This window comes from Verrucomicrobiota bacterium, from assembly GCA_016871675.1.
GTDB lineage: Bacteria > Verrucomicrobiota > Verrucomicrobiia > Limisphaerales > VHCN01 > VHCN01.
This window is the reverse complement of sequence record VHCN01000051.1, coordinates 1-25,898: the sequence shown is the minus strand read 5'-3', so window position 1 is coordinate 25,898 and position 25,898 is coordinate 1. Positions and strand designations below refer to the sequence as shown.

The window sequence follows — 25,898 nt, the reverse complement described above, 5'->3', positions numbered from 1 at the left end:
TCGGCCCGCTGATGAAGTCGCCGTTCAAGTTCGCGCAACACGGCCGCAGCGGCACGTGGGCGAGCGAAATCTTCCCGAACATGGTGCGACACGTGGACGACATGGCGTTCATCCACTCGTGCTTCACGGAGACAAACAACCACTCGCCCGCGCTCTTCCAGATCAACACCGGCTTCAGCCGCATGGGTTTTCCGTGCGTCGGCTCGTGGGTCACCTACGGGCTCGGCTCGGAGAACCAGAGCCTGCCGGGCTTCATCGTGATGTATGACACCCTCGGCCGCGGCGTGCCCAAGGGACACGCATCGAACTGGGGCGCGGGCTTCCTGCCGGGCGTCTTCCAAGGCACGGCGCTGAACATCCAGGGCGACCCCATCAACAACGTCACGCGCCCGGCGGAGACGACCGACTCGCAACAGCGCGCCCAACTCGAACTGCTGAAGAAACTCAACACCCACCACCAGAGGCAAACCTCCGGCGACTCCGAGCTCGCGGCGCGCATCGAGAGCTTCGAGCTCGCGTATCGCATGCAGATGGCCGCGCCCGACGCGCTCGACGTGACCAAGGAGCCCGAGCATATCCAGAAACTCTACGGCCTCGACGACAAGCGCTGCACGCACTTCGCGAAGCAATGCCTCATGGCGCGGCGGCTCGTCGAGCGCGGCGTGCGGTTCATCCAGCTTTACAGCGGCGGCATGGAGAACGAGCGCTCGTGGGACGGCCACGTGGACATCGCGGCCAATCACCGGCAGTTCGCGGGCGAGACGGACATCCCCATCGCCGGCCTGCTCACCGACCTCAAGCAGCGCGGTCTGCTCGACTCGACGCTCATCGTTTGCTGCGGCGAGTTCGGCCGGCTCTCCGTCTCGCAAAAGGGCGCGCGACCCGGCCGCGACCACAACCCGCACGCGTTCACCACGTGGTTCGCCGGCGGCGGCGTGAAAGGCGGCGTCCACCACGGCTCGACGGATGAGATTGGCCAGAACGCCGTCGTGGACAAGGTGAGCATCAACGACCTCCACGCGACCATCCTTCACCTCATCGGCATGGACCACGAGAAGCTGACCTACCGGTTTAATGGCCGAGATTTCCGCCTGACAGACGTCGCGGGCGAGGTGGTGAAGCCGATTCTGGCGTGAGCCGGAACCGCGAATCCGACCGCTTCAAGGCCGCGAGAAGAACGCCGCCCGCGCCGCACCCACGTCGAGCTTCTCCTTCACGCCCGGCTTGGTTTTTACGACGTCGAGGAGGTTGGGCCGGTAGGGCTTTTCCGCCGTCGAGAGTGTCAGGGTGGTTTCCTTGTCAGCCACGTTGCCGAGGCTCGCGAGCAGCTCATTCTCCGCGAACGCCAGTGCCCCGCCCGCTTGAGTAAACTCTCCAAGCTCCTTCGATGACTCCGCGCCGGGACCGAAAGTCTTGTCGTAATCGGCGCGGGTGATGGGCAGGCGCAGGCTCAGGCGATTGCCTTCGAGCTTGATGTAGCTGCGCGGTTCGGCGATGGACTTCTTGAGGATGACGCGCTCCTCGTCGCTCGTGCCGTCCTTTGCCGCTTCGACCCGATACAGGTCGCGAATCGAGTCGTTGGCCGCGGCGAGCACCTTTGAGACGTTCTTCATCGTCACGCGCTGCACCCCGCACAGCTTGCCGCCTTCACCCTTGTAAAAGTCGCCGTTCTCCACCCTGACGTTTTCGAGCAGGAGGTTCAGCAACGTCTCCAGCCGCGCCGCGGCCCCGGGGATTTTCTTGAGTTCTTCATTCGTGCCGGGCTTCTTGAGTTCCGCCAGCCATTTGCCCACTTCCTCGCGGTTGAACTCGAATATCCAGTTCGCGAAAAAGAACGTGCGCTCTGTCGTGAGCACCGAGTTGAGTTGTTCCTGTTCCTGGCTGGACAACTCGCCCTGCTTGTCCGCTCCGAAGATGCCTTGATAGTGCTGGAAGAACCGCAGCGTGTCGGCCTTCGGGTCGTGGCGATAGGTCACGGTCTCGCGCTCGAACTCGATGCACCCGGTCAGCAGCGCGGCGAAGGCAAGTGTGGCCACCCAGCGAGTTCTCATGCTCATGCCGCGACTATCTTTCGTTTGCCTCGCATTGACAAGCCTGTTGCCGCCGGCCTTCGCATCGGGCAGGCTTCACGCATCGTCATGACCTTTCGTTTCGCCGCACTCGCTCTGGCTCTCGCCGCCGGTCCGCTCGCTGCCGCGGCGGCATCGCCGGCCACCGTGGACTTCAACCGCGACATCCGGCCCATCCTCTCCGACAACTGCTTCGCCTGCCACGGCCCGGACGAGAAGGCTCGCAAGGCGAACCTCCGCCTCGACGTGCGCGAGTCCGCGCTCGCGCCTGTGAAGTCCGGTGCGGTCGCCATCATCCCCGGCAACGCGAGCCAGAGTGAACTGATCAAGCGCATCACAACCAAGGACGCCGACGATGTGATGCCACCGCCGAAGACGGGCAAGAAGCTCACCGCCGCACAGGTGGAATCGCTGCGTCGGTGGATCGCGCACGGCGCGAAGTATCAGGAGCATTGGGCCTTCGTGAAACCCGAGCGGCCGGCGGTGCCGGCAATCCGCAATCCGAAATCAGCGCTCCGCAATCCAGTCGACAATTTCATCGTTGACCGGCTTCAGAAACAGGGGTTGTCGCCCTCGCCCGAGGCCGACCGCGAAACGTGGCTGCGGCGCGTGACGTTCGACCTCACGGGACTTCCGCCCACGCTTGCGGAGATTGACGCCTTCCTTGCGGACAAGAGCACGCAGGCCTACGAGAAAGTCGTCGAACGGCTCTTCGCCTCGCCCCGCTACGGGGAGCACATGGCGCGCGGCTGGCTCGACCTCGCGCGCTACGCGGACACTCACGGCTACCAGATGGACCAGGCGCGCACGATGTGGCGCTGGCGCGAATGGGTCATCGAGGCGTTCAACCGGAACATGCCCTTCGACCAGTTCACCGTCGAACAGCTCGCCGGCGACCTGCTGCCCGATGCCACCGTCGAGCAGCGCCTCGCCACCGGCTTCAACCGCAATCACCTCATCACCATCGAGGGCGGCGTGATCGATGAGGAGTATCGCACCGAATATGTCGTGGACCGCGTCACGACCACGGCGACGACGTGGATGGGCCTGACGATGCTGTGCGCGCGCTGCCATGACCACAAGTTCGACCCGCTCACGATGCGCGACTTCTACGGGATGTTTGCGATGTTCAACCAGGTGCCCGAGCGTGGCATCGGCGGCTTCGCGCCCCAGCTCAAGACCCCCACGAAGGCGCAGGAGGCCGCGCTGGCGCAGCTCGACCGCGATCTGGCCGCAACACAGTCCGCGCACGAGGCCGCCGCGAAATCACTCGTCCCGGAGCAGGCGAAATGGGAGGCGACCTTCGCCGCGGCAAAGGCCGAGTGGCAGGTGATCGAGGCAACGGGCCTCAAGTCCACCGGCGGCGCCACGCTCACGAAGCAGGACGACCAATCGCTCCTTGTCAGCGGCAAGAATTCACCGCACGACACCTACGAGGTCACGGCCCGTACCGCGCTCACGAACATCGCCGTGGTGCGGTTGGAGGCGCTCACCGACGCCTCGCTGCCGAACACCGGCCCGGGACGCTTCAACAACGCGAACTTCGTCCTCAGCGAGTTCGAGCTGGAGGCCGTGTCAATCGCCGAGCCGCAGAAGAAGGTGAAGGTGAAGTTCGCATCCGCACAGGCGGATTACTCGCAGGACAATTACAACATCGCCCACACGATTGATGGCAAACCCGGCACCGGCTGGGCCGTGGATGGCCCGACGCGGAACAAGGACTGCACCGCGTGGTTTTATCCCGACAAGCCCTTTGGCTTTCCCGGCGGCACGGAGCTGCGCTTTGCACTGCGGCACGAGACCATTGGCGGCCACGGCATCGGCCGGCCGCGGCTGTCCATCTCGACCAGCGCGGGGCCGCAGGAGGCGGAGATTGCCGGGCTGGTGGCTGTTCCCCGCGAGAAGCGCAACGCAAAGCAGGCGGAGCGTCTGCGCGAGGTTTTCCTCGCCAGGCACGCGTCGCCCGGGATGAAGCAGCTCACCGCCGACCTCGCCGCGTCGCGCGAGCGCAAGAAGCAGGTCGAGGCCGCCATCCCGAGCACCATGATCATGCAGGACATGGAGAAGCGCCGCGAAACGCACCTGCTCATCCGCGGCCAATACGACAAGAAGGGCGAGAAGGTGGAAGCCGCGTTCCCGGCCGTCTTCACTGTGGCAGCCGACGGAAGGAAACTGGCTCCGAACGCAAAACCCGAAACCTCAAACGCGAAACCTGACTCAGGCGCGCCCCCCAGCCGCCTTGATCTCGCCCGCTGGCTCGTCTCACCCGATCACCCGCTCACGGCGCGCGTGGCGGTGAACCGGATTTGGGAGCACTACTTCGGCACCGGCCTCGTGCGCACCAGCGAGAACTTCGGCGTGCAGAGCGAACCGCCTTCGCATCCCGAACTGCTCGACTGGCTGGCGGTGGAGTTGATGCGTCCGCAGTCTCGACCCTCGCCCCTTTCCATGAACCGGTCGCCCGAACACCCCTCACCCGCCCTGCGGGCACCCTCTCCCCTCCTCGGAGGAGGGGAGAGGGATGGGGTGAGGGGTGCGCTTCCGTCAGGTTCAAAGGCCGAAATCGCGGCGGGTGGCGGGACGTTGGTTCCCACCCCTCAGACCTCGCCCCTTGCTGCGTGGGACCTCCGCCACCTCCACCGCCTCATCGTGCTCTCCGCCACCTACCGCCAGTCCTCGCGCGTGTCCCCTGCCCTGCTCCAGCGCGACCCGGAAAACTTGCTGCTGGCCCGCGCCCCGCGCCTGCGCCTTTCCGCCGAGGCGGTGCGCGACAACGCGCTCTTCCTCAGCGGACTGCTCGTCGAGAAAGTCGGCGGGCCCAGCGTGATGCCGTATCAGCCGGAGGGACTGTGGTTCGAGTTGAACGACCGCGCCGGCTACCGCATGGACTACGTGCAGGGCCGCGGCCCCGACCTCTATCGCCGCAGCCTTTACACGTTCTGGAAACGCACCTCGCCGCCGCCGACGCTCAACCTTTTCGACGCGCCCGAGCGCGAGTTCTGCGTCGTACGCCGCTCGCGCACCACCACGCCGCTCCAGGCGCTGGCGCTCCTGCACGACCCCACCTACGTCGAGGCCGCGCGCCACTTCGCCGAGCGCATCCTCACGCAAGGCGGCGCGACCACGGACGAGCGCCTCACCTTCGCCTTCCGCACCGCGACCGCGCGCAAGCCCACGGCGGCGGAAGCGAAAGTTCTGCGCGCATCCCTCGAACAGCAGCTCACCGCCTTCCGCAAGCATCCCGAGTCCGCCGGCAAGTCGTTGAAGGTCGGCGAATCCCCGCGCAACGAAAAGCTCGACGCCGCCGAGCACGCTGCGTGGACAGCCATCGCGCGGATGATCCTCAACCTGGATGAAACGATCACGAAAGGGTGACAGAGAATGAACCCGCTTCCCGAACCCATCGCCACCAGCGCCCACCACGTCACGCGCCGCCATTTCCTCGGCCGCTCCGCGACAGGCATCGGCACGCTGGCGCTGGCGTCGTTGCTCAATCCGCAGTTGTTCGCCGCGGCTCAGAGCGGCAAGGCGCGCGGTGGCTTGCCGGGCCTGCCGCACTTCAAGCCGCGCGCCAAGCGCGTGATCTACCTGTTCGAGTCCGGCGCGCCGTCGCAGATGGACACGCTCGATTACAAGCCTGCGCTTGAAAAGCTCCACGGCACCGAGTTGCCCGACAGCATCCGGCAGGGCCAGCGGCTCACGGGCATGACGTCGGGGCAGAAGAGTTTTCCGGTGGCGAAGAACTTCGTGCCGTTCAAGCAATACGGCCGCAGCGGCGCGTGGATGAGCGACCTGCTGCCGCACATCGGCGGCATCGCGGACGACATCTGCGTGGTGAAGACGATGCACACCGAGGCCATCAACCACGACCCGGCCATCACGTTTTTCCAGACGGGCAGCGAGCAGCCGGGCCGGCCGAGCATCGGCGCGTGGGCGAGCTACGGGCTCGGCACGTTGAGCGAGGATTTGCCGGCGTTCGTGGTGCTGATCTCGAAGAACACCTACGGCTCGCCGCAGCCGCTTTACGCGCGGCTCTGGGGCAGCGGATTCCTTCCATCGAACCATCAGGGCGTGAAGCTGCGCTCGACGGGCGACCCGGTGCTTTTCCTCAAGGATCCCGCGGGCGCGGGCGATGAAAGCCGGCGCCAGATGCTCGATGGCATCGCGAAACTGAACACGCTGCGACAGGCGGAGGTGGGCGACCCCGAGATCAACACGCGCATCGCCGCCTACGAGATGGCGTATCGCATGCAGATGTCCGTGCCGGACCTGACGGACTTGAGCAAGGAGCCGGAGAGCACGTTCAAGCTCTACGGCGAGGAGGCGAAGACGCCGGGGACGCAGGCTTACAACTGCCTGCTCGCGCGCCGGCTGGCGGAACGCGGCGCGCGCTTCATCCAGCTTTATCACCGCGACTGGGATCACCACAGCCGGCTGCCGCAGGAGCATCCGCGCCAGGCGCGCGAGACTGACCAGCCGAGCGCCGCGCTCGTCACGGACCTCAAGCAGCGCGGGATGCTCGACGACACGCTCATCGTATGGGGCGGTGAGTTCGGGCGCACGGTGTATTCGCAGGGCAATCTCGCCGGCGGCAACTACGGGCGCGACCATCACCCGCGCTGCTTCTCCGTGTGGCTCGCGGGCGGCGGCATCAAGCCCGGCATCAGCCACGGGCAGACGGACGACTTCTGCTACAACGTGGCCGAGAACCCGGTGCACGTTCACGACCTGCAAGCGACGCTCCTGCATTGTCTCGGCGTGAATCACGAACGCCTCACCCACCGTTTCCAAGGCCGGGACTACCGTCTCACGGACGTGCACGGGAATGTCGTGAAGGGAATCCTCGCGTAGACCACGAGCAGGCGGCTCGAAGGGCGCAGCCGCGCGAAGCCACGACAAGCGCCCATGGCGCGCCGCGATTCGCGGACGACGATCACCGCCAGACTGAGACCGAAGCGGTCGCGCTTACTTCTTCGCGGCCCGTTTCTCCTCGATCGCCGCCTGTGCCGCCGCGAGCCGGGCGACGGGCACGCGGAAGGGCGAGCAACTCACGTAGGTGAGGCCCGCGCGGTGGCAGAACTTCACGGATTCGGGGTCGCCGCCGTGCTCGCCGCAGATGCCGAGCTTGATGTCGGGCCGCGTCTTGCGGCCTTTGGCGATGGCGATTTCCATGAGCTGGCCGACGCCGGTCTGGTCGATCGTGGCAAACGGATTCTTCTTCGCGATGTCGAGTCTTTCGTAGGTCGGCAGGAAGCTGCCGGAGTCGTCGCGGCTCATGCCGAGCGTGGTCTGCGTGAGGTCGTTCGTCCCGAAACTGAAGAACTGGGCCGTGTGCGCGATCTCGTCCGCGGTGAGCGCGCCGCGCGGGACTTCGATCATCGTGCCGACGAGGTAGGTGAGCTTGACCTTCTGCTCGGCCTGCACCAGGCGCGCCATTTCGTGGACGACCTCGACCTGGAGATCGAGTTCCTTCTTGAAGCCGACGAGCGGTATCATGATCTCGGGCTTGCACTTCATGCCCTTCTTCACGCACTGCGCGGCGGCCTCGAAGACGGCGCGCGCCTGCATCGCCGAGATTTCCGGATAGCCGATGCCGAGGCGGCACCCGCGGAAGCCGAGCATCGGGTTGAACTCGTGGAGTTCGTGCACGCGCTTGGCGATGCGCTCCTGCGGGATGCCCATTTTGGACGCGAGGTCCGCCTGCGCGGCGTGGTCGTGCGGGAGGAACTCGTGCAGCGGCGGGTCGAGGAAACGAATCGTCGCAGGAAGCCCCTTGAGTTCCTTGAACATGCCCGCGAAATCGTCGCGCTGATACGGCAGAATCTTGGCGAGCGCCTTTTCGCGCGCGGCCTTGCTGTCGGCGAGGATCATCTCGCGCATCGCGTCAATGCGGTTGCCCTCGAAGAACATGTGCTCGGTGCGGCAGAGCCCGATGCCCGTCGCGCCGAACGACACGGCGTTGGCCGTCTGCCCGGGGTTGTCGGCATTGGTGCGCACGCTCATGCGCGTGGACCGAGCGCACCAGGTCATCAGTTGCACGAAGTTCTGGTAAGTCCCCGTCTTGCGCGCGCGCTTGTCGCCGTGGAGCAATCCCTGGATGACGTCGCTCGGCGCAGTCTTCACCTCGCCTGCATACACGGCGCCGCTCGTGCCATCGATCGAGAGATAGTCGCCCTCGTGGAAAACCTGGTCGCCGACGGTGAGCGTCTTGTGGTGGTAGTCCACATGAAGCGCCGCGGCGCCGCACACGCAGACCTTGCCCATCTGCCGGGCGACAAGCGCGGCATGGGAGCTCACGCCGCCGCGCGCGGTGAGGATGCCCTCTGCCGCGATCATGCCGCGCAGGTCTTCAGGGGAAGTTTCCACGCGCACGAGCAGCACGGGGCCGAGTTTTGCGGCTTCGACGCAGCGCTCCGCGTTGAAGTAAATCTTGCCGGAAGCCGCGCCCGGACCCGCGGGAAGGCCGGTGGCCACGGCCTTGGCGGCCTTGATCGCGGCGCGGTCGAACACGGGCGCGAGCACCTGGTCGAGCTGGTCAGCGGGCACGCGGGTGACCGCGGTCTCGGTGTCGATGAGCTTTTCCCTGACCATCTCGCACGCGATGCGGACGGCCGCGACGCCGGTGCGCTTGCCGTTGCGGGTCTGGAGCATGAAGACTTTGCCATCCTGGATGGTAAACTCAAAGTCCTGCATGTCCTTGAAGCGGGACTCGAGGACGGCGCGGATGCGCTCGAGTTCCTTGAGGGACTCGGGCTGGTATTGCGCGAGCTTGGCGACGGGGTCCGGAGTGCGAACACCGGCGACGACGTCCTCGCCCTGCGCGTTCATGAGGAACTCACCGTAGAAAACCTTTTCGCCGGTGGCCGGGTCGCGGGTGAAGGCCACGCCGGAGCCCGACTCCCCGCCCGTGTTGCCGAAGACCATCGCCTGCACGTTCACGGCCGTTCCCCACTCCATCGGGATGTTGTATTTGGCGCGATACACGATCGCACGGTCATTCATCCACGAACCGAACACCGCGCCGACCGCGCCGCGGAGCTGTTCCCACGGGTCGCCGGGCAGGTCCTTGCCGGTGCGTTGCTTCACGAGGGCCTTGAAGCGCGACACGAGTTCCTTGAGCGCGTCGACGCCAAGCTTCGTGTCTTCCTTGCTCTCGTCCCCGAGGATTTCCTTCTTCAATCCGCCGATGACCGTCTCGAACGGGTCGTGGTCTTCACCCGCGCGCTTCTGCACGCCGAGCACCACGTCGCCATACATTTGCACGAAGCGGCGGTAGCAGTCCCACGCAAAGCGCTCGTTGCCTGTGGCCTTCGCGAGCGCGAGCACGGTCTGGTCGTTGAGGCCGAGGTTGAGGATGGTGTCCATCATGCCGGGCATCGAGTCCCGCGCGCCGGAGCGGACCGCGACGAGCAGCGGCATCGCCGTGGTGTCGCCGAACTTCGTGCCCATGATGCGCTCCATGTTGGCGGCGCCCGCCTCCATCTGCGCCTGGAGAATCTTCGGGTAGGTGCGGTGGTTGGCGTAGAAGTAAGTGCAGACCTCCGTCGTGATCGTGAAGCCCGGCGGCACCGGCAGCCCGATGCGCGTCATCTCGGCGAGGTTCGCGCCCTTGCCGCCGAGAAGGGCCTTCATGGAGCCGTCGCCGTCCGCCCTGTTGTTGCCCCACGTGTAAACGTATTTGTTGGTCTTTGCCATGGTGTCAGATGCTGGTGATGTTCTGAGTCGGGTTTGCCGGAGAAGCCGGAAAAACGAGGCGCGACAGTAACAAGGGCAAGTCGCGTGTCAACGGCGTTCGCCGAAGGGGAAAGCCAACGCATCCCGGCTCATGGCTCACGTTCACTCCGCCTCCCCTGAGCACCCGGCTTCAGCCGGATGCCAATGCCTCGAACAGCGTGTGAGGAATTGAACTGCGCCCGGTGAAGCCGGACGATTCCGATTTGCACTCAAGCAGCCGGCCAGGGAATCACGACGGGTGGTGGGATTTTTCATGATGTGCGACCTCTGCAAAACCCATCTTGCGCCGGTGTCGTGTCCGGCCTGGGGCCGGACTTTCCGGGGAACCTGGCAGGTTCCGCCGAGGCGAAGCCTCGACGCTACACGTTGTGCAGAGGCCTCGATGTGTGTTCTCGGTTGAGACTCTTCGAGCCTTGTCGAAGTGCCAGGCCCTCATGCTGACACTGTCCAGCGCGGAGCAGCGACGAGTTTGATCCGAACTTCACCTTTGATTACCCGGGCACGCCGCGATACAAAGTCGCCCGATTCACCGATGCACCTCCACTTCACCCGCGGCTGGCGAAGGCCGGCTTCCGCGCTCGTTCCAAGCGTTGCGCTGGCCTTGATCGTGGCGGCGACTTCCGGCTGCTCCATCCGGCAGTTGGCCGTCAACAAGGTCGCCGACGCGCTCGCCCGCGGGGGCGGCACGCTTTCCAGCGATGACGACCCCGACTTCGTCAAAGCCGCCGCGCCCACCGGGCTCAAGGTCATGGAGAGCCTGCTCACCGAATCGCCGCGCCACGAGGGCTTGCTCCTCGCGACGGCGAAGGGCTTCACGGAATACGCGTTCGCCTTCGTGGACGCGGAGGCCGACGAACTCGAATCGAAAGACTACGCCGCCGCGACGGCGATGCACGCGCGGGCGCGACGGCTCTACCTTCGCGCGAGGGACTACGGCCTGCGCGGGCTGGAAGTCCGCCACGCCGGGATCTCGAAAGCCCTCCGCACCGACGCCAAGGCCGCCGTCCGCCCGCTTGCCAAGCGCGACGTCCCGCTGATGTATTGGACCGCGGGCGCGTGGGCGAGCGCCATCACGCTCGGGAAGGACAGCCCGGAACTCGTGGCCGACCAGGTCGCGGTTGAAGCGCTCGTGGACCGCGCGCTCGAACTCGACGAGAGCTACGAGGACGGCGCGCTGCATTCGTTCCTGATCACCTACGAGTCCTCGCGCCAGGGCGCGAAGGGCGATTCGGCCACGCGGTCGCGCACGCACTTCAACCGCGCGATGGAGCTGTCGCGAGGTTTGTTGGCGTCGCCGCTGGTTTCCTTCGCCGAGACGGTCAGTGTGCAGAAGCAAAACGTGGCGGAGTTTCGCGACCTCTTGAATCGCGCGCTTGCGATCAACGTCGAGGCCCGCCCCGGATGGCGGCTCGAGAACCTCGTGATGCAGCGGCGCGCCCGATGGTTGCTTTCGCGCGTGGACGACCTGTTCCTCGACGTCGCGCCTCCGCCGAAACCCGACTGAAAGACCGGGGCTGGCGCCCCGGCGATTACGCAGCCTCTCCCGTTGCACGCCAGCCGGGTCTTGTGCCAGTCTCCCGGGACTTGCGGATGAAACAACAACGGTTCACGACGGCCGCTGCGGTGCTGGGCGCCCTGCTCTGCCTGGCGGCCGCTCAATCCCGGGCGGCGGATCCCGTGCGCATCAAGCTCGCCACGCTCGCGCCACGCGACAGTTCCTTCCACAAGAGCCTCCTCGCGATGGGCGACAAGTGGAAGCAAGCCAGCGGCGGCGCGGTCACGCTGACGGTTTATCCCGACGGCACACAGGGCGGCGAGGCGGACATGGTGCGCCGGATGCGAGTCGGGCAACTGCAGGCCGCGATGCTCACCGTGCCGGGACTCTCGCAAATCGAGGAGTCGGTCACCGGACTGCAGCTCATGCCGATGATGTTCCGCTCGCTCGACGAGTTCGATCATGTGCTCGGCAAGCTGCGCCCCGCGCTGGAGAAGAAGTTTCTAGACAAGGGATTCGTGGTCCTCTTCTGGGGCGACGCCGGCTGGGTGCGGTTCTTCTCCAAGCACCCGGCGCTCGTGCCCGATGATTACCGGAAGATGAAGGTGTTCGTGTGGTCCGGCGACACGCGCTCGATCGAGATTTACAAGGGACTTGGATTCAATGCCGTGCCGCTCGAACAGACGGACATCCTCGCCGGATTGCAGACCGGGTTGGTGGACGTGGTGACGTCGATCCCGTTTTACGCGCTCGCGGGCCAGTTCGCCGGCCCCGCGCCGCATATGCTGGAAGTCAACTGGGTTCCGCTCGTCGGAGGCACCGTCATCAGCAAGAAGACCTGGGATGCCGTCCCCGCGTCCGCCAAACCCGCGATGCTCAAGGTCGCTGCGGAGGCCGGCGAAATCATGAAGCAGCGCGGCCGCACGGAGAGCGATGAAGCCGTCGAGGCGATGAAGAAGCGCGGGCTGAAGGTCCGGCAGACAACGCCCGAGGCGCTTGCCGCCTGGCAGAAACTCGGCGAGGAAACCTATCCGCGCCTTCGGGGCAAGGTGGTCCCCGCGGACATGTTCGACGAAGTGCAACGCCTTGTGAAGGAATTCCGCGCCGGCGCGGGCAAGGCACAATGAGGTTCCGCGACCGCGACCGATGGGGAGGAGACGTGCGTCGCGCTGCGCGTGGCGGGACTCGGAGGGCATGAGCGTGGAGATCCCCAACCCCACCGCCGCCACACCGGTCACGGGACTTCGCAAGTGGGCACGGCATGTCGAGAACTTCGTCACCGCGTTCGCGCTCGCGGCCATCGTCGTGATCCTCCTCGCGAAGCTCGGCATGAGAAAGGGCTTCGCGGCCTCGGACACGCTCATCCAGCACCTGACGCTCGTCGTCGCGCTCATGGGCGGCGCGATCGCGGCGCGCGAGGGACGGCTTCTCACGCTCTCCACTGTGCCCACCTTGCTCAAAGGCCGGTGGAAAACCGGCGCGTCCATCTACAGCGGGGCGGTCGCCGCGGTCGTCACATTCTTCCTGTGCATCGCCGGGGTTGATTTCGTGAACGCGATGCGGCCGGAGAAGGAGATCCTCGCGTTCGGCATCCCCAAGTGGCTTGTGCAGGCGATCCTGCCCGCGGCGTTCGCGCTCATTACATGGCGCGTGCTGAGGCTTTCCGCCGAAACATGGAAACTCCGCGCCCTGACGGTGCTCATCGCGTGCGCCGTGGTGCTGTGCGCGTGGAAGCTGCCGGGCGCGGCGACCAAGCTGATGGTCCCCGGCTTGGTGCTGCTCGGCCTCGCAACGATCCTCGGCGCTCCGGTCTTCACCACGCTGGGCGGGGCGGCACTGCTGCTGTTCTGGGGCGAAGGCACGCCAATCGCATCCGTGGCGGCAAGCAACTACAGCCTCGTCACAAACGCCACGCTGCCGAGCATCCCCCTCTTCACGCTCGCCGGCTATTTCCTCGCCATGGGCGGCGCCTCGAAGCGGCTCGTGCGCGTGTTTCTCGCCCTGTTCGGGGCGCTGCGCGGCGGACCAGCCATCGTGACCTGCATCGTGTGCGCATTCTTCACCACATTCACCGGCGCCTCAGGCGTGACCATCCTCGCGCTCGGCGGCGCGTTGCTGCCCATCCTCCTGAGCGCCGGTTACCGTGAGAAACACGCGCTCGGGCTCATCACCGGCGCGGGCTCGCTCGGCCTGCTGTTCCCGCCGTGCCTGCCGCTGATCCTGTTCGCCATCTGGGCGAAGGGCGTCGAGGTGAAGCAGATGTTCCTCGCCGGAATCCTCCCCGGCTGCGTGATGGTCGGCGTGACTGCCGCGCTCGGCGTGTGGCTCGCACCGCGCAACAGCGCGTCACTCCATCCGTTCAAGCCCGACGAAGCCCGCGCCGCGCTTTGGGACGCCAAATGGGAATTGCTCCTCCCGGTCGTCGCGCTCGTCGGATTGTTCGGTGGGTTCGCAACGCCGGTCGAAACGGCCGCGCTCACGGTGCTTTATGCGTTCATCGTCGAGACGTTTGTCTACCGCGACCTGAATTTCGGCCGCGACACCGCGCGCGTGCTCCTCGAATGCGGGTTGCTGATGGGCGGCGTGCTTGTGATTCTCGGCGTCGCGCAGGGCTTCACAAACTTCCTCGTCGATGCCGAGGTGCCCGCGCACGCCGTCGCATGGGTGAAGGAGAACATCAAGGAGCCGTGGAAATTCCTGCTCGTGCTGAACATCTTCCTCCTCGTGGTCGGGAGCCTCATGGACATCTACTCCGCCATCATCGTCGTGGTGCCGCTGATCATCCCGATGGCGGGGCTTTTCGACATCAGCCCGATTCACCTCGGCATCATCTTCCTCGCGAACCTCGAGCTCGGCTACATGATGCCGCCCGTCGGGATGAACCTGATGCTCTCGTCCTACCGCTTCAAGAAACCCGTGCCGGAAGTCTATCGCGCCATCCTGCCGATGCTGGGCGCGCAGTTCATCGGCGTGCTCGTCATCACCTACGTGCCGGCGTTCACCACGTGGTTGCCGGGGTTGTTTGCGAAGTAACCGCGTTCCCCGCGCGACCAGTTTTCACTCGTCTTCCCGCGGCATCCCCGTAGATTCGCCTCGCCATGTTCGAAACGCTCAAAGACCAGTTGACCAACGCCGCTGACAAACTTGCCAGCCTGCGGAGGTTTCTTTGACGTCCCCGCGCTCCACCGGCGCCTCGCGGAACTCGACGAGCTGATGGCCCGCGACACGTTTTGGAACCACCGCGAACAGGCCCAGAGATTCATCGAGGAAGCCGGCTCCCTCCGCAAACGCACCGAGCCACTCCTTGAAGCGGAGAAGAATCTCGGCCACATCCGCGAGATGATCGAACTTGGCGAGGGAGAGCCTGAATCCGCGCAGGCCAGGCTCGACGCCGAACTCACCGCGGAACTCGCCGGCCGCATCCGGGAGATCGACCAGCTCGAATTGCGCGTCCTGCTCTCCGGCCCGCACGACCGCAACGCCTGCATCATCCAGATCAGCGCCGGCGCCGGCGGCACGGAAGCCTGCGACTGGACCAACATGCTCCTGCGGATGTATCAGCGCTGGGCCGAGGGCCGCGGATGGAAAGTGGACGTCACCGACGCGTTGCCCGGCGAAGTCACCGGCCTCAAGAGCGTCACATTCCTGATCGAGGGGGAACACGCGTATGGCTTTGCCAAGGCCGAGCGCGGCGTGCACCGTCTCGTGCGCCTCTCGCCCTTCGATGCGAACCAGCGCCGGCACACGAGCTTCGCAAGCGTCGACGTGATCGCCGAGATCGAGGACGCCGGCGAGATCGTGCTTCCGCCCTCGGAATTGCAGGTGGACACGTTCCGCTCCGGCGGCAAGGGCGGGCAGAACGTGAACAAGGTCGAGACCGCCGTCCGCATCACACACCTGCCCACCGGTGTCGTCGCCGCGTCGCAGACGCAGCGCTCGCAGCACCAGAACAAGGCTTCCGCGATGAAGCTCCTCCTCTCCAAGCTCTACGCGATGCGCGAGGACCAGGCGAAAGCCGAGATGGAGCGGTTCTACGGCGAGAAGGGCAGCGTCTCCTTCGGCAGCCAGATTCGCAGCTACGTCTTCCAGCCCTACCGCATGGTGAAGGACTTGCGCACCGGCACGCAGACGAGCAACGTGCAGGCCGTGATGGATGGCGACCTCGACCCCTTCGTGAACGCGTGGCTCCGCGCCGGCTGCCCGGGCAAGCGCATGCAGGGCGTGAAAGATGACGAGGAATAGGCTGCAGTTTTCATCGGTTGGTCCGGCGCGAGATGCGAATGAACATCGAACGGCTGACCTGCTTCGTGTGACGTGAACATTCTGGACACCATCGTCGCTCAAAAGCGGCTTGACGTGGCTGCGCTCCCGCCCCGCCCGCTCGCGCGCAGGCCCGACGCTCGCGACTTTGCCGGTGCGCTGCGCCCGCCTCGCTGCGGCGAACTCGCGCTCATCGCCGAGGTGAAAAAGGCTTCGCCGTCCGCGGGCGTCATCCGCGCTGACTTTGACCCGGTGCGCATCGCGCAAGCCTACGAAGCCGGCGGCGCGAGCGCGCTTTCGGTGCTGACGGACGAAAAGTTCTTTCAAGGCTCGCTGACGTTCCTCCGCGCCATTCGCGCCGCCGTGAAACTCCCGCTGCTGCGCAAGGACTTCATCATCGACGCACGGCAGATCGCCGAATCCGTCGAAGCCGGGGCGGATGCCGTCTTGCTCATCGTGGCAATCCTGTCGGACTTGGAGCTGCTGCACTTCAGTTCCCTGGCTGCGCAAGCTGGTCTCGCCGCGCTCGTCGAGGTCCACGACGCGGCGGAGCTGGACCGCGCGCTCGCCGCGGGCGCCACGCTCATCGGCGTGAACAACCGCGACCTCAAATCCTTCAAGGTGGACCTCGCGACGACCGAACGGATGGCCGCGAAGTTGCGCGCGGCAACCGGTTCAACGCCGCGCTCCATCACGCTCGTCGCCGAAAGCGGCATCCACACCCGCGCGGATGCGCTCCGCCTCCATCGCTCCGGCGCCCACGCGATGCTCGTCGGCGAGTCGCTCCTGCGCGAAGAGGGCATCGAACGCAAGGTGAAGGAACTTCTCGGCGTCGCCGTCGTTTGACCACTGCGCGATGAAAACCCCGCTCCGAGTGCTGGTTGTCGAGGATTCCGAATTCGACGCGCGGATGCTCATCAGCGTGCTCCGTCGGGGCGGCTACGACGCCACCTACGAGCGCGTCGAAACCTCGGCCGAGCTCGACCAGGCGCTCTCCTCCAAGCCGTGGGATGTCCTCCTCGCGGACTACAACATGCCGTCCTTCAGCGCTCCCGAGGCGCTCAAGCTCCTTCAAGCGAAGGGCGTGGACCTTCCCTTCATCATCATCAGCGGCGGCATCGGCGAAGACATCGCCGTCGCGGCGATGAAATCCGGCGCGCACGATTACCTGATGAAGGGCAACCTCACGCGGCTCGTCCCCGCGGTCGAGCGCGAGATTCGCGAGGCGCAAAGCCGCGCCGCCCGCCGCCAGGCCGAGCGCTCCGTTCGCGAGAGCGAGCTGCGCTACCGCCTCCTTTGGGAAACCGCCACCGACGCGGTGATCCTCATGGACAAGGAGGGCGCGATCCACTTCGTCAACCCCGCGGCCGAGCTGCTTTTCGGCCACAAGCCCGAGGACTTGATCGGCCGCAACTTCACCATGCTCCTCCCCTCGCGCCTCCACCCGGAGCACCACCAGCGATTCTCCCGCATCGTCAGCGAATCCACCGCCCTGCCCTCCAAGCGCCGCGTCTTCGAGTCCATCGGGGCGCGACGCGACGCCACCGAGGTGCTCATCGAGGTCGTCTTCAACGACCTCGAGCTCCACGGCAACCGCCTCTTCGTCGCCTTCGTCCGTGACATCACCGAACGCCGCCGCGCCGAGCTTGAATTGAAGGAGAACGAGGAGCAGTTCCGCGTCGCCCGCGAGATCCAGCAGCGCCTCTTCCCGAAGTCGGCCCCGACGCTCGACGGCTTCGACATCGCCGGCATCTCCTATCCGGCCGAGGCTGCGGGCGGGGATTACTTCGATTACCTGCCCATGCACGAAGGCGGCCTCGGCATCGCCATCGCCGACGTCACAGGCCACGGCATCGGGCCCTCGATGATCATGGCCGAGACCCGGGCCTATCTCCGCATCCTCGCGTTGAATCGCACCGACCCCGGGGAAATCCTCACTCGCGCCAACCTCGCCCTCTCCCAAGACCTGGGCTTCGAGCGCTACGTCACGCTGCTGCTCGCGCGCCTTGACGCGCCCCGGCGCCTCCTCACGCACGCCAGCGCCGGCCACCCGCCGGGCTGCATCCTCGCCCCGGACGGCTCCCTCCGCGACCAGCTCAAGCGCACCGGCATCCCGCTCGGCATCAAGGCCGACTCGCGCTTCACCTCCGCCCCGCCCGTCCGCCTCGAACCCGGCGAACTCGTCCTGCTCCTCACCGACGGCGTCGATGAAGCCATGTCGCCGCAGAATGAGCTCTTCGGTATGGACCGCGTCCTCGCCGTGCTTCGCGAACACCGCCACCGCCCCGCCGCACACATCGTCAACTCCCTCTACGACGCCATGCGCGCCTTCCGCGGCGACGTCCCGCAGGAGGACGACTTCACCGCGATCATCATCAAGGTCCTCTGACCCGGCGTGCGCCCGCCATTTCACCTCGCGGGGGGCTTGCTCCCGTCACACCACCCGATACTCTCCGCTCCAATGCCTCCACGGTCCCTCACTTGGCCCGCGCTGTCCCTCGCGCTCACACTTGCAGCCTGTTCGCAGCAGAAATCACCGCCGCTCAACGCCGGAACAAACACCACCGACCCCGTGTCCATCAACGCCACGTCCGCCCCATCCAAACACAAGCACACCAACCGCCTCGCCAAGGAGAAAAGCCCCTACCTCCTCCAGCACGCGCACAATCCCGTGGACTGGTTTCCCTGGGGCGAGGAAGCCTTCGCCAAGGCCCGCAAGGAAAACAAACCCATCCTCCTCAGCATCGGCTACTCCACCTGCCACTGGTGCCACGTCATGGAACGCGAATCCTTCGAGAACGAGGACGTGGCCAAGTTCCTCTCCGAACACTTCGTCTCCATCAAGCTCGACCGCGAGGAACGCCCCGACGTGGACAAAATCTATATGACCGCGGTCCAGGCCATGGGCCAGGGCGGCGGCTGGCCCCTCAACGCCTTCCTCACACCCGACCTCAAGCCCTTCTTCGGGGGCACCTACTTCCCGCCCGAGCCCAAATTCGGGCGCCCCAGCTTCATGCAAATGCTCCAGCGCATCGCCCTGCTCTGGCAGTCCCAAGCCCAGGACATCAAAGACTCCGCCGAACAAATCCACAAGCAGCTCGCCGAAGCCACCTCCACCGAACCTTCCCCCGAACTCGTCCTCTCACGCGAAGCCCTCACCAACGCCATGCGCCACTTCCTCCGCGGACACGACCCCGTCCACGGCGGATTCGGCGCCAAGCCCAAATTCCCGCGCCCCTCCCAGCCCGCGTTCCTCCTTCGCGCCGGCGTGCGCTTCGCCGACCGCGACGCGGTTCAGGCCGTCCTCCTCACCTGCGACCGCATGGCCGCCGGAGGCATCTACGACCATCTCGGAGGCGGCTTCGCCCGCTACTCGGTGGACGAAAAGTGGCTCGTGCCCCACTTCGAAAAGATGCTCTATGACAACGCCCAGCTCATCCACCTCTATCTCGACGCCTTCCTCGTCTCAGGCGAGGCCAGGCACGCCGACGTCGCACGCGACATCATCAAATACATCCTCAGAGACATGACCCACCCCGGCGGGGGCTTCTACTCCGCCGAAGACGCCGACAGCGAGGGCCACGAAGGCAAGTTCTACTGCTGGACAAAGGACGAACTCACCAAACTGCTCACGCCAGACGAACTCAAACTCGTCATCCGCCGCTTCGGAATCACCGACGAAGGCAACTTCGAGGACCACTCCCATCCCGAACCCCTCAAGAAACAGAACGTGCTCAGCATCGTGGACGCCGCACTCACACCCGAAGAAGCCCCGCGCCTCGCCGCCGCCAGACAGAAGATGTTCGACCACCGCGCCAAGCGCATCCGCCCCCACCTCGACGACAAAATCCTCGCCTCATGGAACGGCCTCATGCTCGGAGCCATCGCCCGCGCCGGCGCCGTCCTCGGCGACGACACCTACCGGCGCGCCGCCCTCAAGAACTTCGCCTTCCTCCAGGAAAAACTATGGAACCCCTCCACCCGGACCCTCAGCCACCGCTGGCGCGACGGCCATGCCGACGCCACACAGTTCCTGGACACCTACGCCTTCCTCGCCGAGGGCGTCTTGCACCTCTATGAGTCCACACTGGACCCGCGCCACCTGGAATTCTCCCTCGCCCTCAGCGAAACCATGCTCGCCAAGTTCCACGACCCACAACACGGCGGCTTCTTCCAAAGCCCCAAGGGCACGGGCGACCTCATCCTGCGCGTGAAAGAAGAATACGACGGCGCCGAACCCAGCGGCAACGCCGTCGCGGCACTCACCCTGCTGAAGCTGGCGGCCATCACCGACCGCAAAGACCTCCGCAAGCCTGCCGAAGACGCCGTGAAGCTCTACGCCCACCGCATCCTCGCCGCGCCACAAGTCGTCCCCTACCTGCTCCTCGCCACCGACTACAACATGGAAGAACCCCGGCGCGCCGTGGTCGCCGGCGACCCCGCCTCCGCGCCCGCGCAAACCCTCCTTCGCGCCATCCACACCATCTATCAACCCAACAAAGTCGTCCTCGGCACCACCGGCCCCGTCGAACCCTTCGCCAAGACCCTCCCCGCCAAGGACGGCCCCGTCGTCTACGTCTGCACCGGCACCGAGTGCAAGCCCCCGACATCGGAAATCACAGCCATTCAAGCCGCGCTTCGGTGACGAAGGGAACGGGCAGCGGGCGGGCGGCGGAGCATGGCGGGTGAGGCGAGGTTGAGCTTCCAACTCCGACCATATTTCGCTGGTTCAAGGGCTCGCAGAATGGTAATCTGCCCCACCTGAGATGAACGCGACTTCACAAGCGTCCACCGTTACCCGGCGCGACTTTTTTGCGACGTCCTCGAAGCTTGCAGCCGGCGCCGCAGCCATCACCACCCTGCCGGTCACGCCCTTTGCGCATGCGGCCTCGCCGGGCGACACGATTCGCGTCGCGCTGGTGGGTTGCGGCGGCCGCGGCACGGGCGCGGCCGACCACGCGATGATGACCGGCGAAGGCGTGAAACTCGTGGCCATGGGCGATGTCCACAAGGACCGCCTGGACCGCTCGCTCGCCACGCTCGCGGGCAAGCACAAGGACAAGGTGGACGTGAAGACCGCGAGGCAGTTCCTCGGGTTCGAGAGCTACAAGGAGGCCATTGCAAGCGCCGACGTGGTCATCCTCGCCACGCCTCCGGGGTTTCGGCCGATGATGTTCGAGGAAGCCGTGCGGCAGGGAAAGCACGTTTTCATGGAGAAGCCCGTCGCCGTGGACGGCCCGGGCGTCCGGCGCGTGCTGGCTGCGGCGGAGGAGGCCAACAAGAAAAAGCTCAAGGTCGCGGTCGGACTGCAGCGGCACCACCAACCGGATTACAACGAGTGCCTCAAGCGGATCCACGACGGCCAGCTTGGCGACATCGTCTCAATGCGCTGCTACTGGAACACGGGCCCCGTGGGTCCGAAGATGACACGGGCCGCGTGCGAGAAACTCCTCGGGCGTGCGCCGACCGAAATGGAGTATCAACTGCGCAACTGGTATAACTTCACGTGGCTTTGCGGTGACCACATCGTCGAACAGCACATCCACAATCTGGATGTCATCAATTGGGTCAAGAACGCGTATCCGGTCAGCGCCTCCGGCATGGGCGGGCGCGCCTGGCTCAAGGAACCGGATCACGGGGAGATTTTCGACCACCACGCGGTCGAGTATGCCTACGCCGACGGCTCGCGCCTCTACTCGCAGTGCCGCCAGATCCCGAAGTGCAAGGGCGAGGTTTACGAAGCGGTGCAAGGCACGAAGGGCTCGTGGACGGCCGAGCGCGGGCAGTTCGTCATACGCGACTTGAAGCAGGACATCACCTGGCGCTACAAGGCCGGCGAAGGTGTTCGCAATGACGGGCACCGGCTCGAGCACATTCCCTTCTTCGATGCCGTTCGCCACGACAAGCCCTACAACGAGGCGTTCAACGGCGCGAAGAGTTCGCTCACCGCAATCATGGGGCGCATGGCGACTTACGGCGGGCAGCCCGTGCTGTGGGATGATGCGCTCAACTCGAAGCTCGACCTCGCACCCGAACGACTCGCGTGGGATGCCCGGCCCAAAGTCCAGCCCGGTCCCGATGGGCGGTATCCGTTTGCAATCCCCGGCCAGTCTGCGGCGCTTTGAGCCCAGACCACGCCGGCGGCGCCTTCGGAAGTGCGCATCGACATTCCCGGTTCCCTGCCTTGCAGCGCTTGTTTCGCTGCGGTATGTTCCCCCCCGTGAAATCGATGGTGTTGCTTCTTCTTGTCGCCTGCGCGTCCGCGATGCGTTCGGGCGGAGCAACTCCTGTCGCTGCGATCAGCCCGGCACCTAAGCGCGTCTACATCCTGCCGCTTCGCGACGACATCGCGAAGCCGATTGTCTACACGGTCCGCCGCGGGGTGAAGGAGGCGATGGAAGCAAAGGCCGACCTGCTGGTCGTGGACATGGAGACCAATGGCGGGCGCGGCGATTCGATGATGCAGATCATTGAAATCCTCGACCAGTTCAAGGGCGAGAAAATCACCTATGTCAACAAGCGCGCCTATTCCGCGGGCGCGCTGATTTCCTTCGCGACGCTCCGCATTTACATGGCGCCCGACAGTGTGATCGGTGCCGCCGCGCCCGTGATGATGTCCGCCGAGGGCGGGGCCGCGGCGATGCCGGACACGATGGAAGCCAAAAGCGCCTCCGCCATCGCCGCGGTGATTCGCGGCCAAGCCGACAAGCACGGGCACAACCCCGAGGTTGTCGACGCGATGATCCGCAAGACGAAAGAATTGACGCTCGATGGCGTGAAGCTCAACGAGAAGGGCCAGGTGCTCACGCTCAACAACAAGGAAGCCGAGCGGGCGTTCGGCAAACCCGCCAGGCCGTTGCTGTCCTCCGGGACGATTCCGACGATCGACGACTTGATCGAAAAGCTCGCGGGCGCCAACGCCGTGCGCATTCGCATTGAACCCACCGGATGGGAGAAAGCCGCGTCGTGGATCAACACGATCAGCCCGATTCTGCTCATCATCGGCATCGCAGGCATCTACCTCGAATTCAAGACGCCTGGCTTTGGCCTTCCCGGCATCATCGGCATCGCCGCGTTCGCGCTGTATTTTTTGGGCGGCTACGTCGCCGGCTTGAGCGGGATGGGCTGGATCGTGGTGTTCTTCGTGGGCGTCGCGCTCGTCGCGCTGGAACTGCTCGCATTCCCCGGGACGCTCGCGCTGGGCATCGCCGGCGTCGCGTGCATGATCACGGCGCTCATCATGGCCATGGTGGATTTCTATCCCGGAATGCCCTCGGCCCCCACGGTGAAGCAACTGAGCTTGCCCATGAACGACCTGCTCGTCAGCGCCATCGGCTCCGTCGTGGTGATCTGGCTCCTCAGCCTCTGGCTTCCGAAAACCAAACACTGGCAATGCATGGTGGCGCAGTCCACGAGCGGCGCACAGTCGGATGCGGCGCTCGAACAGGCGCAGGGCTCGCGAATGGGGCTGGTCGGAGTCGCCATCTCCCCGCTGCATCCTGGCGGCAAGGCCCGCTTCGGCGAGCAGATCCTCGACGTCATCTCGCAAGGCGATGTCATCGAGGCTGGCCGCCCCGTCCGCATCATCGGCAACAGCGGGCACGAGGCAATCGTGGAAGTGGCGGGTTGATTTGCGACGCTGCCATCGCCGCCACCGTTCGTCCGCCAGTCTCGCAAGGCGACTCCTCGGCAAATCTCAAAGACTCATCTTCGCCGCGACTTGCGAAACGTCTTTGTCGCCGCGGCCGCTGAGGTTCACGATCACGACCGAGTCTTTCGGCAGCGTCGGAGCTCGCGCGATGCACGCGGCGACGGCATGGGCGCTTTCGAGCGCGGGGATGATTCCCTCCACCTTCGCGAGCGTCATGAAGGCCTCCAGCGCGCGGCCGTCCTCGGCAAAGGTGTATTCGACGCGGCCTTGATCCCGCAGCCAAGCGTGCTCGGGGCCGACGGCGGCGTAGTCGAGTCCGGCGCTGACACTGTGCGTGAGCTGGATTTGCCCGAACTCGTCCTGCAGCAGAAACGACCGAGTGCCCTGCAACACACCGAGCGACCCGCCCTGAAACCGGGCGGCGTGCTTGCCGGGCTGGATCCCTTCGCCGCCCGCCTCAACGCCGAGCATCTTCACGGACTCGTCCCCGAGGAACGCGGTGAACAAGCCCATCGCATTCGATCCGCCACCGACGCACGCGATGAGCAGGTCGGGCAACCGCTCTTCTTTCTCGAGTAGCTGACGCCGGGCTTCGTCGCCGATGACGCGCTGGAAGTTTCGCACCATCACCGGATACGGGTGGGCGCCGTAGACGGTGCCGAGGATGTAGTGTGTGGTGCGCACGTTCGTGACCCAGTCGCGCATCGCCTCGTTGATGGCTTCCTTGAGCGTCTGTTGGCCGGCCTTCACGGGCACGACTTCGGCGCCGAGCATCTTCATGCGATACACGTTCAGCGCCTGCCGCTCGCAATCATGCGCGCCCATGTAGATCACGCACTTGAGCCCGAACATCGCGCTCACCGTCGCCGTCGCCACGCCGTGCTGGCCCGCGCCCGTCTCCGCGATGATGCGCGTCTTGCCCATGCGCTTCGCGAGCAGGATTTGTCCGATGCAGTTGTTGATCTTGTGCGCGCCGGTGTGGAGCAGGTCCTCGCGCTTGAGGTAGATCTTTGCGCCGCCGAGCTCGCGCGTGAGCCGCTCGGCGAAGTAAAGCGGCGTGGGCCGCCCGCAGAATTCACGCAGGTAGTAGCGGAACTCGCGGTCGAACTCCGGGTCCTGCTGCGCGCGCGCGTATTCCTCCTCCAATTGCTGGAGCGGATGGACGAGCGTCTCGGGCACGTAGCGTCCGCCGTAAGGACCGAAATGGCCCTGCGCATCGGGGACGGGAGCGGTCGTGTTCGCACTCATTGCGGCGAAGGCTAACGCAAAGGCGCCGCGGCGCAAAGGCTGGGCGCGTGGAATTAAAACCGGTCCTGCTCCACGTCCACGGCGCGCACGTTCGCGATGAACATCTGCACGAGCTTGCGGTTCTTCAGCCCGGGCGCGTCCTCCACGCCGCTGGAGACATCCACCGCAAAGGGCCACACCTCGTGAATCGCTTCGGCCACATTTTCCGGCGTGAGCCCGCCCGCGAGCATCACAGGCCGGCCGTGATCTTTTGCCTGCCAGGCAAGCTCCCAGTTGAAGGTCACCCCGGTGCCACCCAGTTTGTCCTCCACGTGGCTGTCGAGCAGCCACGCATCCGTGTCGTATGGCTCGAGTGCGGCGAGTGATTTCGCGTCGCGGATGCGGAACGACTTCACCACCTTCATCGGCGCGAACCGCCGGCAAAACTCCGGCGTTTCGTCGCCGTGAAACTGCAACGTGTCGAGGCCGCACTCCCCTGCCCTGCCCCGCACGAAGTCCTCGGTCGCGTTCACGAACACGCCGACCTTCGCCACGAACGGCGGCAGCTTCGAGATGATCGCGCGGGCTTGCGATGACGTGAGATTGCGCGGGCTGCCTTCGTAGAACACGAAGCCGAGCGCGTTCGCGCCCGCCTCGACCGCGGCGACGGCGTCGTCGAGGCGCGTGATGCCGCAGATTTTGACCTTCACGCTCACACGTTGCGCGGACTATCCGCCGAAGGCCTGGTGCGGGCAACACGAACTTTGGCTCACGATGTTTGCCTCGCCCCGGAGAACTCCGCCGAACTTGCCATTGCGCGCGCGTCGGATTCCGTTACCGTGCCGCCCCAACGACGCAGCCCATGAAGCGCCCCGGCGATACCCAGCAACTCAAGCGATACGGCGAAAACACCGAACGGCTTCAAACCGACACCAAATTCCTGAAGCGAGCCGACTTCGAGCCCTTCGCCACGGCGGGCGCTCCCACGCCCCCGGAGGAAGCCGCGTCGCTGAAAGACCTCTCGCCGCGCCAATGGAAGAGCGGCATCGCCGCGTGGCTCGGCTGGCTCTTTGACGGGCTGGACATGCACCTCTACGGGTTGGTGGCGTCCACGTTTGTCGCCTACCTGCTGATGAATCAGGGATTGATCGCCGCCGACGCGACGCCCGCGCACGACTTGGTGAAGGAAAAGAGCGGGCTCATCCAGGCTTCGTTCCTCGTCGGCTGGGCGCTCGGAGGTGCGTTCTTCGGGCGCGTGGGCGACCTGCTCGGACGCAGCCGCGCGTTGAGCCTGACCATCCTCACCTACGCGCTGTTCACCGGGCTTTCGTTCTTCGCGCAGACGTGGTGGCAGTTGCTCATCTTCCGGTTCGTCGCCGCGCTCGGCATCGGCGGCGAATGGGCCGTCGGCTCTTCGCTGCTGTCCGAAACGTGGCCCCGCCGTTGGCGCCCGTGGATCGCC

17 protein-coding genes are annotated in these 25,898 nt (G+C 65.6%); 13 read left to right on the top strand and 4 right to left on the bottom strand.

All coding sequences use genetic code 11. From position 1 onward, the window contains the following. The coding region (locus tag FJ386_11170) for a DUF1501 domain-containing protein (GenBank protein ID MBM3877267.1) at positions 1 to 1,136 on the top strand (1,136 nt) is incomplete at its 5' end. Positions 1,137 to 1,160: 24 nt separating this feature from the next. Here FJ386_11170 and FJ386_11165 read toward each other — a convergent pair. Continuing rightward, a complete protein-coding gene (locus tag FJ386_11165) occupies positions 1,161 to 2,057 on the bottom strand; it encodes a hypothetical protein (protein MBM3877266.1) in 897 nt (298 codons plus the stop codon). 81 nt (positions 2,058 to 2,138) lie between these two features. On the opposite strand from FJ386_11165, the gene FJ386_11160 reads away from it, so the two are divergent. Together FJ386_11160 and FJ386_11155 are read left to right on the top strand one after the other, a co-directional pair. Further along, positions 2,139 to 5,444 (top strand): DUF1553 domain-containing protein, encoded by a 3,306-nt coding sequence (locus tag FJ386_11160; GenBank protein MBM3877265.1) that lies wholly within the window; start codon positions 2,139 to 2,141, stop codon positions 5,442 to 5,444. A gap of 6 nt (positions 5,445 to 5,450) precedes the next feature. Next, positions 5,451 to 6,920, top strand: coding sequence for a DUF1501 domain-containing protein (locus FJ386_11155; protein MBM3877264.1), 1,470 nt, complete (start codon positions 5,451 to 5,453; stop codon positions 6,918 to 6,920). A gap of 114 nt (positions 6,921 to 7,034) precedes the next feature. Here the strand turns inward: FJ386_11155 and FJ386_11150 are convergent, their stop codons facing one another. Then, the gene (locus FJ386_11150) at positions 7,035 to 9,764 is read right to left on the bottom strand and encodes a pyruvate, phosphate dikinase (GenBank protein ID MBM3877263.1); all 2,730 of its coding nucleotides are present in this window, start codon (positions 9,762 to 9,764) and stop codon (positions 7,035 to 7,037) included. Between the two features lie 571 nt (positions 9,765 to 10,335). On the opposite strand from FJ386_11150, the gene FJ386_11145 reads away from it, so the two are divergent. The 9 genes from FJ386_11145 to FJ386_11105 all read left to right on the top strand — a co-directional run bounded on the left by FJ386_11145 (position 10,336) and on the right by FJ386_11105 (position 23,188). Further along, positions 10,336 to 11,307 carry a hypothetical protein gene (locus tag FJ386_11145; GenBank protein ID MBM3877262.1) on the top strand — a complete coding sequence of 324 codons (972 nt, stop codon included), beginning with the start codon at positions 10,336 to 10,338 and terminating at the stop codon, positions 11,305 to 11,307. 86 nt (positions 11,308 to 11,393) lie between these two features. Next, positions 11,394 to 12,425 (top strand): C4-dicarboxylate ABC transporter substrate-binding protein, encoded by a 1,032-nt coding sequence (locus FJ386_11140; GenBank protein MBM3877261.1) that lies wholly within the window; start codon positions 11,394 to 11,396, stop codon positions 12,423 to 12,425. Between the two features lie 19 nt (positions 12,426 to 12,444). Continuing rightward, the gene (locus FJ386_11135; GenBank protein ID MBM3877260.1) at positions 12,445 to 14,331 is read left to right on the top strand and encodes a TRAP transporter large permease subunit; all 1,887 of its coding nucleotides are present in this window, start codon (positions 12,445 to 12,447) and stop codon (positions 14,329 to 14,331) included. Positions 14,332 to 14,433: 102 nt separating this feature from the next. Then, on the top strand, positions 14,434 to 15,540 hold the full coding sequence (locus FJ386_11130) for a peptide chain release factor 2 (GenBank protein MBM3877259.1): 1,107 nt from the start codon (positions 14,434 to 14,436) through the stop codon (positions 15,538 to 15,540). A 72-nt stretch (positions 15,541 to 15,612) separates the two neighbouring features. Further along, positions 15,613 to 16,404, top strand: a complete 792-nt coding sequence (trpC, locus tag FJ386_11125) for an indole-3-glycerol phosphate synthase TrpC (GenBank protein ID MBM3877258.1) — start codon at positions 15,613 to 15,615, stop codon at positions 16,402 to 16,404. Between the two features lie 10 nt (positions 16,405 to 16,414). Next, on the top strand, positions 16,415 to 17,947 hold the full coding sequence (locus tag FJ386_11120; GenBank protein MBM3877257.1) for a PAS domain S-box protein: 1,533 nt from the start codon (positions 16,415 to 16,417) through the stop codon (positions 17,945 to 17,947). 72 nt (positions 17,948 to 18,019) lie between these two features. Further along, positions 18,020 to 20,203 carry a thioredoxin domain-containing protein gene (locus tag FJ386_11115; protein MBM3877256.1) on the top strand — a complete coding sequence of 728 codons (2,184 nt, stop codon included), beginning with the start codon at positions 18,020 to 18,022 and terminating at the stop codon, positions 20,201 to 20,203. A gap of 121 nt (positions 20,204 to 20,324) precedes the next feature. Continuing rightward, positions 20,325 to 21,683, top strand: coding sequence for a Gfo/Idh/MocA family oxidoreductase (locus tag FJ386_11110; protein MBM3877255.1), 1,359 nt, complete (start codon positions 20,325 to 20,327; stop codon positions 21,681 to 21,683). 95 nt (positions 21,684 to 21,778) lie between these two features. Next, on the top strand, positions 21,779 to 23,188 hold the full coding sequence (locus FJ386_11105) for a hypothetical protein (GenBank protein MBM3877254.1): 1,410 nt from the start codon (positions 21,779 to 21,781) through the stop codon (positions 23,186 to 23,188). 66 nt (positions 23,189 to 23,254) lie between these two features. On the opposite strand, the gene trpB is transcribed toward FJ386_11105, so the two are convergent. Continuing rightward, positions 23,255 to 24,457, bottom strand: a complete 1,203-nt coding sequence (gene trpB, locus FJ386_11100; GenBank protein MBM3877253.1) for a tryptophan synthase subunit beta — start codon at positions 24,455 to 24,457, stop codon at positions 23,255 to 23,257. A 53-nt stretch (positions 24,458 to 24,510) separates the two neighbouring features. Continuing rightward, on the bottom strand, positions 24,511 to 25,152 hold the full coding sequence (locus tag FJ386_11095) for a phosphoribosylanthranilate isomerase (GenBank protein ID MBM3877252.1): 642 nt from the start codon (positions 25,150 to 25,152) through the stop codon (positions 24,511 to 24,513). A 146-nt stretch (positions 25,153 to 25,298) separates the two neighbouring features. Between FJ386_11095 and FJ386_11090 the strand changes: the two genes are divergently transcribed. Further along, on the top strand, positions 25,299 to 25,898 hold a 600-nt coding region (locus FJ386_11090; GenBank protein MBM3877251.1), incomplete at its 3' end, for an MFS transporter.